Raw genomic sequence first — 14,082 nt, forward strand, 5'->3', positions numbered from 1 at the left:
CGGCTAGTTTTTACTAGTTACAGATAGTCCATCTACAATTAACGACGGTGTATAGAGTGATCCCTGCCAAGAGCGATCGCTTCCCAGTTGGATAACATGATTTAAGGCGGTGAAAGCATTGCCAGAAACCATAGTATCCTTAACCCTGCCGAAAATTTTCCCCTGTTTAATCCGATAACCGAGGTCAACATTAATAGCAAAATCTCCTGACAGATCGGGACTATCGCCCAAAATTTGATCAATGAGAATACCATCACTAATGCTTGAGATCAGGTCAGTTAAATTTCCAGAACCACTATCAATAATTAAATTAAACAAACTAGGGCTGGGATAGCTACCTAAACCACTGCGAAATCCATTGCCTGTAAGTTCAAGATTTAGTTCCGCAGCCGTGCGCCGATCGCCATAAAAAGCTTTGAGCATACCCTGATCAATCCAAGTCACAGTTTGAGTAGGAGTTCCTTCATCATCAAAAGGTAAACTGTGCATCCCAAGGGTAGGATTTTGACTGATGGTAATGGCGGGACTAATTACCTGTTGATTTAACTGATCTAACCAGGGTGTGGTTTTTTGGCGCACATGACGACCACTGCAAGCTTCAGCCACTATACCCCACAAAGTATCCGCAGCTTTGGCTGTAAACAAAATTGGTACTTTACCATTACCTGATGTGGCATTGCGATCTGACCATTCTAGGTGTTGTAGTATGGGTGCCGTTAACAGATGTGGGGGAAAACTTGATCGGTCAGAATGACTTTGCCAAATATTCAAAAAGTCCTCATCTTTGATTAACTCAGCACTGATCGAACCATCAAGACTGCGATCGCTATAGCTACAGTCTAGTCCCAATGAATTAATCAGCCGCATACTTTGAGTACCATAATCCCACTGGCTTGAGCAGATTACGTCAGGATAAATATCCGTAATTTGGGTGATCGCTGCTTCCCCATAGCTAATTAGCTGTGCCTGAGATATGGGAAGACATTCTGCATTGCTGGCATAATTAGTAGAACTAGAACTGGAATTAAGATAAATTTCTTCAGGTGCATTCAAATCACTAAGAGCCAATGCCTTTTCTACTAGGGTCTCAGGAGCTATATCTCCATAGGCAATTGCCAAGCCCGGTTGATGATTTTTCCAAAGTCTGAGGGCAGTGCCTTCAGAACTAATATTTTCTATTTGCTTCAGCCGATTTGCCTCAAAATATACGGGCTGAGATTGGGATTGGGAAATATAAACTTCAGCCGCAGTAGCTCCATGCTTAAGGGCAAGTTCAAGCAGATATTCAGGATTCATAGGATTTTAAACTTTATATTAAACTAGCAAACTTAAACTAAAGGAGGAATACCAGCAAGGTCGAGAATTTGCGGAATTAAATGTTCAGTTTTGACTGCCATCAGATGTACCCCTTGACAGATTTCCCTAGCAGCTTTAACTTGTTCTGCTGCGATCGCTATCCCTTCTTGGAGGGGAATTGGGGCTTGAGCTAAGCGGTTAATAATGTGATCGGGAATATGCACACCAGGGACATATTTATTGATAAATTGGGCATTTTTAGCAGATTTCAGCAGAAAAACTCCCGCCAGAATTGGCTTTTGACTGGGATTTCCTAGTTTTTGCATAAACTTATCTAACAGATCAAAATCTGTAATTAATTGACTTTGAAAAAACTCTGCACCTGCTGCCAATTTCCGTTCAAACCGTCTCTGTAAGCCCGACCAACTGGAGGACTGAGGATCAACGGCTGCGCCTGCAAATAAATCCGTAGGTTGATCAAGTGGACGACCATTAATATCTTGCCCTTGATTCAGTTTAGCGATCGCCTGCAGTAAACGTACCGATTCTAAATCAAACACCGCCCTAGCCTGGGGATGATCTCCTGCTTTAACTGGATCACCCGTAAGTGCTAACACATTCTGTAAGCCTAACGCTGATGCCCCTAGTAAATCTCCTTGGAGGGCAATAACATTGCGATCGCGACAGGCAAGTTGATAAATAGTCGTAATGCCCACTTGATATTGCAAAATTACCGAAGCTGCTAGAGGACTCATTGCCAAAACCGCACGACTAGAGTCAGTAATATTCACAGCATGAACCCGACCTTTGAGTAATTGGGCTTGGGAAATCATGGGCTGAGGATCACAACCCCGTGGCGGTGCTACTTCGGCGGTAATTAAAAAGTTTTTGTTGAGAGCGTTAGCTTTAAAGCTGTTGTATAAATTACTTAAATTTGAAAAGTTAGGATAAAAACCAGCAGCAAAACTCACGAAATTCTTTCTTCCTCCATTTCCTGTCTTGTATATATTAGCGGATGGGCAAAGACAGGAGATACTAACTTAATTGAGGCGATCGCTGGGAAAATTTGGAGGGCATCATTAGCCACAACTTGGGGATTTTCAACCAACAGCCAAAACGCATACTTAGTCAAAGCCTTAATAATCAGAATATTTTCTAAGTCGTCATAGACCAAGGAGAGGTCAGTGCCATCTAAATGGATTTGAAATACTCGATTAATTTGATCTAGCATTTTGGTGAGGCGATTGGCATCTCCCTTAGCCAGTTCAAAAGCCTCTTCCAGCAAAGGTACAACATTGCGCCAAGTAATTTCATCACGCTGGAGAATGGGCTTTAATTCCAATAGTGCCTGTTCTTCTTCGAGATCAAATTTATTAATAGGCAAAGGTCCAACCATCCTTGTCGGTGCCTTACCAAGGGTAAGCAAAGCCTGAATTACAGTTGAGGAAATCTCATCCGCTAGATCGGTTTTAGCCTTTTGTTGTTGATATTGCAAACCTCCCGCCGAAGTTGCATACATCGTGGGCAGACGGTTGAGGGCATAGGCAGCAGCATCTTCAATTTTAACTGCTCTTGCTAAGACAGAACCTAACTGCGTCATCTGTTGTTCAACGTTGGTTACTACTAACTTTTCTAGGGCATTGGTAAAGGCGTAGGAAGTCGAAAGCATATAGGATTGAAATTCGGACTCCACTCCTAGCTCAGTATTCCCCGGAGTTTTGTGCGTCTTATTAGATGAACTATTAGCGGGATTATACTTGGAACGCTTTAAATAGTCTTGCAGTTCTGTTACCTCTCGCTTTGATTTAGGTTGATAGGTATAGCCTGCATTTACATCTCGTCTAATTTTTTCTAGGGTTTCTTGAACCACCGCAGGTACATTTTGCCAAGTGAGGTCGGGCTTACCTAATAGTTTTTGCAGTTTGGCAAGGGAATGGGCAGGAGTCTCGATTTCTTGTTCAGGTAATGGCTCTACCTGCCGCAGTGGATCAAATTTGGCACCAAGGATCGCCTGACGCACTGTGGATTGAATTTTACTAATCAGTTCACTATGGGCGCGTTTACGTTGTTGTAACCAGCCTCGATCAGTACTCGCATACAATGGTGGTAATCGATTTAAGGCATAGGCTACGATTTCACTCAAATTTGAATGATCGGATTTGTCAATGGCTTTTAGTTGAGCGATCGCTTCTGATAAAACAATGTCCTCAAGTACGTTTTTAAGGCTTGCCATCGTTGGGGTATAAAAATTAGTAGTCTTTTAAGTATAAGGTCTTTAAATTTTTAAAAAGGTTAAATTTTAACAAAAACTCTATATTCATTAATCCTAGTTAAGTGGATAACGCTGTTCTAAGCCAAAGCCCACCAAAGTAACTTCTACAGGAACAGTATCTCCTTCACGTTTGTAGGTAAGTATTGTCCGTAAGCGCAAATTGGGAGTGATAAACCGCATTTGATCTACGGCGACAGATCGTTTGTAATAGGTGGTCATTTCTAAGGTTTGACGAGTTGGTTGATAGGTAAAACGTCCAGCGATCGCCCCTGTTTCTGAGTAACCTTCATTGCGTAAATAAAATCCTTTAATCACTTCGGCATCATCTAAGACTTCAGCAGCAGTGGGTAATGCTGGCAGAGGTTGGGTTGCACTAGCAGAAGTAACATAGATGTCTGGTACAAATAATGCTTTTAAGCTCATAGAGACTTTTTCTCCTTTTTCCGAAGTTGTATCAAAGGTGATCGCAAAACCGGGCAGTGTAATCTCTTGGTTATTTTGACTATTAAATTGCTGTAAGTCAACTTGAATAGATAAGCGATCGCTTGGGATCAGCAGTTTTTGCTTATCTTCATTGGTTAGGGGTGTGACTTGAAACTCGGTGTAGGATCGTTCTACTTCATTTTCCGCAGGTGTGTGATAGGTCCTTTCGGTTTTCCATAGCCCTGAACAATTAGAAAAGAACTCTTCTATTCCTAGCATTTTTAGCTACCTTGATCGCATCTACCTCAATTTTTTACGATAGCATATGACAAATTTGATCCAGTTTAATGTGATCTGATTTGTTACTTGATTAGCCAGATTATTGTGATTTTGAAATAATTACGATCAGGGCAAGTGCAAGTATTTTAGTAAATAATTTAGTATTGAGGTTAAGCATATTAATTTCATAATTTCGAGTGAAAGTCATGGCTGATTTTTATGATGAAGAACAAGTAAGCCAAATATTGCGCCATGCTCTAAGCAGTCGTAGCAGTAACCCGCAAAAGCTAAGCCGAGAGCAGGTTGAAGAAATTGCCACAGAATTAGGTGTAAGTCGAGAAGAGTTTTTAGCTGCAGAACAAAAATGGCGATCGCAGGAATTGCAAAATACCGAATTCACAAAATTTGATACCTACAAACAGCGAAAATTTCGGGATGGTTTCTTGAAGTATGCGATCGTAAATTCTTTTTTACTTGGGATTAATTTATTTAGCTCTGGCAGTATTACTTGGGCAGTCTATCCCCTAATGTTTTGGGGCTTAGGTGTAGTGCTGGATGCTTGGGCTACCTATCAAAAAGATAGTAGTGAATATGCTAAACAGTTTGCAAAATGGCAACGTAAACAACAGCGCGATCGCCTTACTGCTAAACTTACGGATAAAGTTACATCTACAGTTTCAGAATGGCTGAATTAGCAGAGCGAGAACCCAAAATTAGTCTAGCTTTATATCAACTTTTTAAGTGGTCAGTGGTTAGCCCCCTCCTGCACACTTGTTTTCGTGCCAAAATCTACGGTGCTGAAAATGTACCAAAACGGGGAGCCTTGATTGTTGTCAGTAATCATGCCAGTGACTTTGATCCACCTATACTTTCCAATTGTGTTGGTCGCCCTGTGGCATTTATGGCAAAGGAGGAATTATTTAAGGTACCAGTCCTAAAAACTTTGATTAAACTCTATGGTGCCTATCCAGTTAAAAGAGGAACAGGCGATCGCTCAGCAATCAGGGCGGCAGTAGAATCCTTAGAAAACGGTTGGGCAACTGGGGTATTTTTACAAGGCACAAGAACCCCCGATGGCAAAATTACCGATCCCAAATTAGGGGCTGCTTTAATTGCTGCTAAGACCCACGCCCCATTACTTCCTGTCAGTCTGTGGGGTACTGATCAAATTTTACCTAAAGGTTCTAAATTGCCTCGTTTAGCTGCGGTTACAGTCAGAATTGGTGAAATTATTCCACCTCCCGATCCCAAAAGCGATCGCACTGAATTACAGGCAATTACTGATCGCTGTGCTAAGGCAATTAATGATCTCCATAGCTTGGGACGCTAACGGTTCCCTACTCTAAACTGATAAATCATCATAGTGAAGTTCTACGACGAGGGATTAGACTTGCTTACTAATAACTTATCAAATAACTAACTAATGACGTACCTCATCTGCCCAAGGCGTAAGGATACTAGACAAATACTTTAGCCCGTAATCGATCGCTAAACCAATTACACCAATTAAAACAATGCAAAATAGTACTTTTTCAGTTTGGAGAAAGCGTTGTGCCTGAATAATCTTAAATCCCAAGCCATTTTGGGCAGCCAGCAACTCCGCAATTACTAAAAAGTTCCATGCCCCTGATATATTTACGCGCAAAGTATCAAGAATGCAGGGAAAAGTGGCGGGAATGATCACCTTTACTAAAACATCCCAACGATTTGCTCCCATCGTATAGGCAACATTAATCATTTCATTGGGAATAAATTTAACCGCATCCGCAACCATAATGGCGTTATACAATACTACCCCTAACATAATGATCAGAATCTTTGAAGGCTCCCCTAATCCTACCCAGATGATAATAAGAGGCACAAATCCAGTCACAGGCATGTATCTCACCGTACCGACAATGGGAGTAAATAGGCTATCCATACTATAAAAAGTTCCCATTGCTAGTCCGATTGGCACACCGATTACTGCTGCCAAGACAAAGCCTGCTAAAACCCTACCGCTACTGGAGACTATATCTGCCAATAGGTTTGCCTCTGTAAACATTTTATATCCCGCCGCCACGACAGCCCACGGGGTAGGGAGAAAAGTGGGTGAGATTATTTGGAGGGAGCTAACTACAGTCCATATCGTTAAAGGAATGATCAGAGATAATCCCACCAGTAATAATGACAGCTTCTGGGGAAATCCTTGACGGATACTCCAAAATACAGAAGGAGATAGGTACCGATATTGGCGAGGCTCTGAGTCTGGCTTGATAAAACTGGATTCCACCATTACGACTAACTCCTATTCAATCTAAATTTAGCGATAATTGAGTAATAATCAGACTAGAAATAATCAGAACATTAGAAAAATTTCAAATATCTCTGAATTTCCCAATCGGAAACATGGGTGTGATATTCTTCCCATTCCTGAGACTTGAAGTTGATATAACTGTTATACATCAATGAACCCATGACCTTCTCACTAAGGCGATCGCTAGCAAATGCCGTGATTGCTTCACTAAGATTTCGAGGTAAAAACTGAATTCCCATATCAGATAGTTCCTCTAGGGATTTTTTATACATATTTTCCGTATGGGGTTCTCCTGGATCAAGATTTTCACGAATCCCTTCTAATCCTGCGGCTAGAATCATTGCTGCCCCTAGGTAAGGATTAGTAGAAATATCCGCAGCCCGACATTCCACTCTGCCACCAGCCAAGGGAATCCTAAGCATATTAGTACGATTATTATTGCCGTAACACACATAAACTGGAGCCCAAGTAAAGCCCGACATACTGCCTCTAGCAATTAAGCGCTTGTAACTATTTACGGTTGGAGCAATTACCGCACAGATAGCTGAGGCATGTCTTAGCACTCCAGCGATGAACTGATAGCCTAGGGTAGAAAGCTTACAACCTCGGCGATCGCTAGGATCATAAAATAAATTCTCTCCCGTTTGGATATCCGCTAGGGACATATTAAAGTGGGCACCACTCCCAGTACGATTGGCAAAGGGCTTAGGCATAAATGTCGCAAAAAAGCCGTGCTTGCGGGCAATTTCCTTTACCATTAAGCGAAAGAAGGTGAACCGATCAGCCATTTTTAGAGCATCACAGTAGGCAAAGTCGGTTTCAAATTGACCATTGCCGTCTTCGTGATCAAAGGAATAAACATCCCATCCCATCTGATTCATTGCTTCGACAATCTCTGTTACCCAAGCGAAGTTATCTAATAATCCGGGCAGATCATAACAGGGCTTGGCTAGGGTATCGCGATCGCTAACTGGAACTGGTTTACCATTTTCGTCTTCTTTGAGGAGAAAAAATTCAGTTTCGATTCCCAGATTAAAGGTAAAACCCATACTGGCAGCTTCAGCTAAAACTCGCTTGAGAATCCCCCGACTACATGCCTCAAAGGGCTTACCCTCCAGATATAAATCACTGGCAAACCAAGCAATTTCAGAATTCCAAGGCAAGATTGTGGCGGAATTAGGATCAGGGTAGGTGGCAACCTCCTCATCACTGACATCTTGGGGAACTCCATCTAGGGCGGCACCTGTAAATAGCTCGGAGCCAGCCATCATTTGGTCAAAATGACTTAGGGGAACTGACTTAGCTTTACACATACCATGAATATCAACAAAGCTAGCAAGGGCATATTTTACGCCTTGGGATGCAAGAGAGGTTTTGAGGGCTTGAAGTTCAGGTGTTAAAATCTCAGACATTTATACTTCCGTAGTAATTAGTAGTAATTAACAGTGATTGAATTTAGTAATTAAATTTATAGCTATGGTGTTTTAGGGAGGAAGCCCACTCGATCAGAGGGACAACAGGGCAGTCGGCGCCGATCTAGGTATTCTTGAATAATTTGCTGGTATCGCTCTTGTCCAAACATACTGTAATGCCCCGGATAAACTCGATCTATGGGTAATTTTTGCAACCGTTCATAGGTGGAAATGTAGGTGGGAATATGACTGCAATGGAGTTCATCTAAAAGTTCGCCATCATAGATCACATCCCCTGAATATAGCTCCTGCGATCGCTTGTCATATAAGCCAATACAACCAGATGAGTGTCCGGGTAAATGTAGGACTTCTAAACTGCGATCGCCTAGGTCTAATACATCACCTTCCTCTAAAATTCGAGTTGGTTCTGCGGCTTTAAGGTTGTACTGCTCTACGGTAAATTCAGCATGGGGTAATAATTCAAAGTGATCAAGATGAACCCAACCTTGAGTGGGATCGCATAGTGCTTCATAGTTATCACCACAAGCTAATGCCTTAGCCTCAGCAGCATGGATGGCACGATGATCAAATTCATACATACCACCCGCATGATCAAAGTGAATATGGGAAGCGATCGCTAATAGTGGTTTATCAATTAAAGAGGCAATATACTGACGCAGACTAGAAACCCCTAATCCAGTATCAATCAGAATATCTTGGGTACGACCTTTAATTAACCAAAGATTGGCACGGTTATACCAATAATAATGAGGCTCAGTGATTAAGTAGAGATTATCGCTAATACGCTCGGTTGAAAACCAACTTTCACAAACCGCTTTACTGCCCATAATTTCAGCTTATAATTTTTAGCTAAGAAGCTTTGGCGATTGAATCATCGTATAGTGATTCTACAGCTAGGGGTTTGGAGACAATTTTAAACTCGTATGCTGCCTTTGCCGTCAGATCAAGGTTACCAATTAAACTATTGGGATTATCCTTATTGAAGCCAACGGTTTTATTCCCATCAAGGTCAAATAGCTTTACCCCTTCAAGTTGAGATTTTACTTCATCCGAGGAAACACCTAACTTGTCTGCAGATATTTTTAATGCTTCGGGGTCTCTAGCATCCAGTAACTTCACTGCTTTATCTACAGCTTTGAAATAAGCTTCTAGATCTGCCTTACGGGTTTGAATTAGTTTTTCTTTTACGGCAATCACATCAGCAATGAGGTTAGTATCCTTAGTTGAGAATATAACCTTACCTCCACCCTGGGCAGCCGCCTTAGTTAAATAGGGTTCATAGGTTACAGCTATATCTACTTGTTTAGAAGCAAAGGCAGTGGCAGCATCCGCAGCAGCAATATCTTTCACGCTTGCATCTTTTTCAGTTAAACCAGCTTTCTTGAGATAAGCCTGTAAAAGCACTCTTTCAAACAAAATATTTTCCCGAGCAATAGTTTTTCCCTTAGCATCGGCTGGGGAATTAATATTACGCCCAAGAATGCCATCAGAGCCATTGGAGTAATCTATTAGATAAATCATTTTAATCGACGGGTCTTTCTCTACCATTTGAATGGCATCTCCAGATGTGACCCAAGCAATGTCAACCTTACCTGCCAAAAAAGCTGTGATTTCTTCGCTAGCACTCTGAAAAAACAAGTCTTGCACTTTTAAACCAGCTTGAGTAAAAAAGTCCTTGGCAACAGCCACATGATGTCCAGAATAACCAACCCAATTATTCGTGGCGGAGACTAAAGGCTCAGATGAAGAGGTCGGCGCAGTAGCATTAGGGGCAGTGGCATTAGGTTGTTGAGTGCAGGCAACAGCTAAAAATAGAGAGACAAATCCTAGGGTAATCCAGCGTATCCAAGCAGAAAATTTGATCATAGAAACTTAGTCCGTGTAATTAATTTAATGGGAAATTTAATCAGACTTGAAACAATCCAACCATAGTTTATATCTCAACTTATGCTTATTCCTCAACTAAAGTACTGAGAGAGTCTCTTCGCAATAGGTTTATGACCCGTCGTTTAATCTCAACGAAATCCGTGGAAAGCTTAATATCAAGTTCACGATTTTCTGGAAGTGGAATATTCACCTCTGCTTTAATTTGTCCGGGAGAAGCACTCATCACATAAATACGTTGGGATAGATAAATTGCTTCTTCGACATCATGGGTAATCATCAGTACAGTTACATGGGTTTGTTTCCACAGTTCGAGTAAAAACTGCTGCATTTGTTCTTTAGTTTGAGCATCCAATGCCCCAAATGGCTCATCCATCAAAAGTACTGCGGGTTCATTTGCTAAAGCCCGAGCGATCGCTACTCTTTGTTTCATCCCTCCCGATAGTTGCTTAGGATAGTTATTAGCAAAATTTAATAGCCCCACCACATTCAAGAAATAAGACACTCGTTCGCGCCTTTCCGCCTTAGACATTTTTTGAAACTGCAACCCGAAAGCGACATTTTGGGCTACGGTCAGCCAAGGGTAAAGGGTATAGCCTTGAAAAACCATGCCACGATCCGACCCCGGTCTGCCAGTCACAATTTGTTGATCGACTATTACTTGCCCAGAAGATGGTGGTAAAAGTCCCGCAATAATATTCAGCAGGGTCGATTTTCCACAGCCTGACGTCCCTAGAAGGCAGATGAATTCATGGGAGAAAATTTGGAAGTTAATGTCTTGAAGAATAACTAACTTTTGTTTATTGTTACCTTGGTAGGACTTAAACAGATTTTTGACCTCTAGCTTAGGACTGGCAATCAATGAAGATTGATTCGTCAATTCTTGAATATTCTGAGGTTGCAGTTGCATACAAAGCTTTAAGGGAACATTAGCAGAAACTTTTAGAAGTTAAATTTAAATAGTTGAAAGTATATGAACTTGTATTAAGACCCATTTATAGCCCTTCAATATCCGACTAATTGTATTTAATAATACTAAACATCTCAGTATTTGCGATCGCCGATGGTTGAATTTTTCTCAATGAAACTCTTACTCAAGTGCAATGGCTAGGACTGAAACATCTATAGTGAATCATCAGCAAGCCCCGATTTTAGAAGCGATCGCCAAGCTAAACTAAAGTAGCTGTAAATTAAGTGAGGTTAAATCTGACTAGCAAGGTCTAAGAAATATAGATCTGAGGATGGGTTTATATTTTCCTCTTCATTTGAAAAGAAAACTTCTATATTTTTATCAGTACCAACAGGAATGTCTAATATTTTAGAAAACCTTAGGGCTAAATCCTCAACTAATTTTCTAGCTGAGTCTTCAGATTTGGCTGGATTTACCCATATGATTAAAGGTATGAATGGTAGTCTTTGCCACTTATATTTACTAAGAGCTTTTTGGGCTTTCCCTAAACTTGACTTAATTTGTAGTGGATAAACAGTACTATTAACTTTGAAAAATAGATCCCATTTTAATTTTATGTCAGCATCGCTATCATGATATGAACTCCAAGCAGTTACCCCACTTAATCTTTCAAGAGCCGCCTTTACATTATTTATCGCAATGCTTCCTAGTTTATGTTCAGGCGTGTCCATCTCATAAGACTTATGAGAACTAAACCTGTGTGAGTAGTAATCTGCTCTCGACTCTGTTATTGGATAAATTTTATTGCCTAGACAACCAAATCTACTGTATTGATCTTCTAACCATTTAAACTCTATCGAATTGCCAGCTTCTTTTAAGCAATAGATATCCTCAGATATCTTAAATTTTTTGACTTCAATAGGTATTTTAAGTTTGGCTAAATTGTTTTTATCCCTACCAATACGCTTTTCAATAGAGTTTGGATGCTCTACTATATAGTTACTCTCTCTAATTTTAGTTTCATCTACAAAGATTGATAAATGATAGTAAGATAATGCGTCATTTTCTTCAGAGCTAAAAAAATCGTCAATTTTCTCTGTTACGCAGTCCCAAAATTCTGGGTTAGCTTCTAAACGATATAATATGTTTGAAGATGAATACTCCTGACCTTGATAGCTTATTGAATCAGGAATACTTAAAGTCTTTCCATTCTTAATTTTGACAAGAGATTTCTTTTGTTGGTTTCTTAGGTAGATTGATGCTGGATAAGGATACCAATAGCTACCATCCTTCGTTCTTTTAATGATATTACCAAATCCTAAGCTATAGGAATATTCGGTTGTTTCACCATCTCTAAGTATTTTTTCTGTCACTCTGTTAAAAGGCAGCCTAATTTCAGTAAGATTACACTTGTCTTCTTCAGAAGGATAATAAAGCCCATCAGCTTCACTAGAAACTACTGGAAGTTTGTTGATTTTTAATTGATTAAGTAATTTACTAGTTATAGGTAGTTGACTACTACTTTTTTGAGCTTGAATCTGATTTTTATTTTCCTTATCTGATAAGTCAATTATCTGTAGTATTTGACTATGCTTAGAAATGTAATCCTTGTAGCATCCTTCCCATTCAAGAATAATGTTTCTGAGAGGCAGTTTTAACTCAGATGATTTTACTTTAGTATCAATACTGAACATTTGTTCTGATGAAATACCAAACCGATACTCATATATGCCTAATTTTTTTGCGAGAGCAGTTAATTCATCTAAGCATGAACTTACAGAAGAACTGGTCATCCTTTTAAAAATTCTTGATTTTTATAATTATTATAGGGTATCTGAATTACTAGTAAATTTATAGTGAATCATCAGCAAGCCCCGATTTTAGAAGCGATCGCCAAGTATTTAGCCATCGATCACGCTCCTTTTTATATGCCTGGTCATAAGCGAGGGGTAGGGATTGATCCAGACTTTATAGCAATGATGGGTACAAATCTCTTTCGCTTAGACTTACCAGAATTACCCGGATTAGATGAACCAATCTATGAAGCTGAAGTCCTTGCCGCCAATGCCTATGGAAGCAACCGCACATGGTTTTTAGTGAATGGTTCTACCTCTGGAATTGCCGCCATGATGTTAGCTGTAGCGGGGATCGGAGACAAAATTTTAATCGGGAGGAATTGCCATAAAGCGGCGATCGCTGGACTGGTTTTATGTGGAGCTACCCCAATTTATGTAGAAACTGATTACAATTCCGATTTTGATTTAGATTGTGGCATTAGTCCGCATAGTTTGCAAACAGCCCTAGAAAATAATCCTGATGCAAAGGCAGTACTTTTAGTTAGTCCCAATTACTTTGGTATCTGTGGTGATCTGGAAAAATTAGTAGAGATCGCTCACTCTTTCAATGTTCCAATTTTAATCGATGGGGCGCATGGTGGACATTTACGCTTTCATCCCGATTTACCAATGGATGCTGTAACCGCAGGGGCAGATGTGGTAGTGCAGTCAATTCACAAAATGGGATCAAGCCTAACTCAAACAGCAATGTTACATATTCAGAGTAAAAGAGTTAATAGCGATCGCCTCGATCAAGCCGTACAAATGCTCCAAACCACAAGTCCCAATATTTTACTCTTAGCTTCTTTGGATGTGGCACGACGACAAATGGTATTACATGGACAGGAATTATTAGATCAAACTATGGCTTTAAGTAATTGGGGGCGATCGCAAATCAATCAAATTCCTCACTTATATTGCTTAGATTACCAAGCTCAAATTCTCCACCTTGATCCCACGAGACTAACGGTAATGGTCAATCAATTGAGAAAAACTGGCTTTGATATGGATGAAATGTTAGTGCGAGATTTCGATGTGGTTGCGGAGATGCCGACCCTCAGCCAATTAGTTTTTGCGGTTTCCATTGGTAATACTGTCGCAGATGTACAGAAGTTAGTTCAAGCCTTTCAGAGTTTGGCAAATCAGGAAAAATGCCATAATATTTCTATGCCAATCATTCCTAAACTGCCTAAACTCCATCAAAAATTAACCCCAAGATCGGCATTTTTTAGTCCTAGTCAGTCAATTCCCCTTGTCAATGCGGCAGGACATATATCCACAGAAACGATCTCACCCTATCCACCGGGAATTCCCATAATTTGCCCTGGGGAAGAAATTACAACCGAAATTATAGATTTTTTGCAATTAATTAAAAATGCTGGTGGGGTAATTAATGGCTGTAGCGATCGCACCCTAGAGACCATTAAAGTCGTAATCTAGCGATATAATCTTGT

The 14,082-nt window shown here is 40.4% G+C and carries 13 protein-coding genes; 3 read left to right on the forward strand and 10 right to left on the reverse strand.

From position 1 onward, the window contains the following. Positions 1–3: 3 nt before the first annotated feature. The 4 genes from SYN7502_RS14295 to SYN7502_RS14310 all read right to left on the reverse strand — a co-directional run bounded on the left by SYN7502_RS14295 (position 4) and on the right by SYN7502_RS14310 (position 4,270). Entirely contained in the window at positions 4–1,296 is a 1,293-nt protein-coding gene (locus SYN7502_RS14295; RefSeq protein ID WP_015169494.1) for a TldD/PmbA family protein, read from the reverse strand. Positions 1,297–1,328: 32 nt separating this feature from the next. Continuing rightward, the gene (locus SYN7502_RS14300; RefSeq protein WP_015169495.1) at positions 1,329–2,267 is read right to left on the reverse strand and encodes a methylenetetrahydrofolate reductase; all 939 of its coding nucleotides are present in this window, start codon (positions 2,265–2,267) and stop codon (positions 1,329–1,331) included. After that, a complete protein-coding gene (locus tag SYN7502_RS14305; RefSeq protein WP_015169496.1) occupies positions 2,264–3,529 on the reverse strand; it encodes a late competence development ComFB family protein in 1,266 nt (421 codons plus the stop codon). The genes SYN7502_RS14300 and SYN7502_RS14305 overlap by 4 nt, the downstream gene beginning before the upstream one ends. 93 nt (positions 3,530–3,622) lie before the next feature. Then, on the reverse strand, positions 3,623–4,270 hold the full coding sequence (locus SYN7502_RS14310) for a phycobiliprotein lyase (RefSeq protein ID WP_015169497.1): 648 nt from the start codon (positions 4,268–4,270) through the stop codon (positions 3,623–3,625). A gap of 206 nt (positions 4,271–4,476) precedes the next feature. Between SYN7502_RS14310 and SYN7502_RS14315 the strand changes: the two genes are divergently transcribed. Both SYN7502_RS14315 and SYN7502_RS14320 read left to right on the forward strand, forming a co-directional pair. Beyond that, positions 4,477–4,965 (forward strand): 2TM domain-containing protein, encoded by a 489-nt coding sequence (locus tag SYN7502_RS14315; RefSeq protein WP_015169498.1) that lies wholly within the window; start codon positions 4,477–4,479, stop codon positions 4,963–4,965. After that, positions 4,953–5,600 (forward strand): lysophospholipid acyltransferase family protein, encoded by a 648-nt coding sequence (locus SYN7502_RS14320; protein WP_015169499.1) that lies wholly within the window; start codon positions 4,953–4,955, stop codon positions 5,598–5,600. Before SYN7502_RS14315 ends, SYN7502_RS14320 begins: the two co-directional genes overlap by 13 nt. A 90-nt stretch (positions 5,601–5,690) precedes the next feature. Here SYN7502_RS14320 and SYN7502_RS14325 read toward each other — a convergent pair whose 3' ends face one another. From SYN7502_RS14325 to SYN7502_RS14350, 6 genes are all read right to left on the reverse strand, one after another. Then, entirely contained in the window at positions 5,691–6,545 is an 855-nt protein-coding gene (locus tag SYN7502_RS14325; protein ID WP_015169500.1) for an ABC transporter permease, read from the reverse strand. 71 nt (positions 6,546–6,616) lie between these two features. Further along, on the reverse strand, positions 6,617–7,978 hold the full coding sequence (gene glnT, locus SYN7502_RS14330; protein WP_015169501.1) for a type III glutamate--ammonia ligase: 1,362 nt from the start codon (positions 7,976–7,978) through the stop codon (positions 6,617–6,619). 62 nt (positions 7,979–8,040) lie between these two features. Continuing rightward, a complete protein-coding gene (locus SYN7502_RS14335) occupies positions 8,041–8,826 on the reverse strand; it encodes an MBL fold metallo-hydrolase (protein WP_015169502.1) in 786 nt (261 codons plus the stop codon). 22 nt (positions 8,827–8,848) lie between these two features. Then, entirely contained in the window at positions 8,849–9,865 is a 1,017-nt protein-coding gene (locus SYN7502_RS14340; protein ID WP_015169503.1) for an ABC transporter substrate-binding protein, read from the reverse strand. Positions 9,866–9,950: 85 nt separating this feature from the next. Beyond that, complete coding sequence (locus SYN7502_RS14345; RefSeq protein WP_015169504.1) at positions 9,951–10,793, reverse strand: ABC transporter ATP-binding protein; 843 nt, start codon at positions 10,791–10,793, stop codon at positions 9,951–9,953. A gap of 290 nt (positions 10,794–11,083) precedes the next feature. After that, the gene (locus tag SYN7502_RS14350) at positions 11,084–12,586 is read right to left on the reverse strand and encodes a hypothetical protein (RefSeq protein WP_015169505.1); all 1,503 of its coding nucleotides are present in this window, start codon (positions 12,584–12,586) and stop codon (positions 11,084–11,086) included. Between the two features lie 63 nt (positions 12,587–12,649). On the opposite strand from SYN7502_RS14350, the gene SYN7502_RS14355 reads away from it, so the two are divergent. Then, entirely contained in the window at positions 12,650–14,068 is a 1,419-nt protein-coding gene (locus SYN7502_RS14355) for an aminotransferase class I/II-fold pyridoxal phosphate-dependent enzyme (RefSeq protein ID WP_015169506.1), read from the forward strand. Positions 14,069–14,082 lie beyond the last annotated feature (14 nt).

The sequence above is a fragment of the Synechococcus sp. PCC 7502 genome (genome assembly GCF_000317085.1).
Classification (GTDB): Bacteria; Cyanobacteriota; Cyanobacteriia; order Pseudanabaenales; family Pseudanabaenaceae; genus PCC-7502.

Coding starts and splice junctions, on each gene's coding strand:
- SYN7502_RS14350 (WP_015169505.1), bottom strand. CDS start 12,586: ATGACCAGTTCTTCTGTAAGTTCATGCTTAGATGAATTAACTGCTCTC.
- SYN7502_RS14320 (WP_015169499.1), top strand. CDS start 4,953: ATGGCTGAATTAGCAGAGCGAGAACCCAAAATTAGTCTAGCTTTATAT.
- SYN7502_RS14310 (WP_015169497.1), bottom strand. CDS start 4,270: ATGCTAGGAATAGAAGAGTTCTTTTCTAATTGTTCAGGGCTATGGAAA.
- SYN7502_RS14340 (WP_015169503.1), bottom strand. CDS start 9,865: ATGATCAAATTTTCTGCTTGGATACGCTGGATTACCCTAGGATTTGTC.
- SYN7502_RS14305 (WP_015169496.1), bottom strand. CDS start 3,529: ATGGCAAGCCTTAAAAACGTACTTGAGGACATTGTTTTATCAGAAGCG.
- SYN7502_RS14325 (WP_015169500.1), bottom strand. CDS start 6,545: ATGGTGGAATCCAGTTTTATCAAGCCAGACTCAGAGCCTCGCCAATAT.
- SYN7502_RS14345 (WP_015169504.1), bottom strand. CDS start 10,793: ATGCAACTGCAACCTCAGAATATTCAAGAATTGACGAATCAATCTTCA.
- SYN7502_RS14295 (WP_015169494.1), bottom strand. CDS start 1,296: ATGAATCCTGAATATCTGCTTGAACTTGCCCTTAAGCATGGAGCTACT.
- SYN7502_RS14315 (WP_015169498.1), top strand. CDS start 4,477: ATGGCTGATTTTTATGATGAAGAACAAGTAAGCCAAATATTGCGCCAT.
- glnT (WP_015169501.1), bottom strand. CDS start 7,978: ATGTCTGAGATTTTAACACCTGAACTTCAAGCCCTCAAAACCTCTCTT.
- SYN7502_RS14335 (WP_015169502.1), bottom strand. CDS start 8,826: ATGGGCAGTAAAGCGGTTTGTGAAAGTTGGTTTTCAACCGAGCGTATT.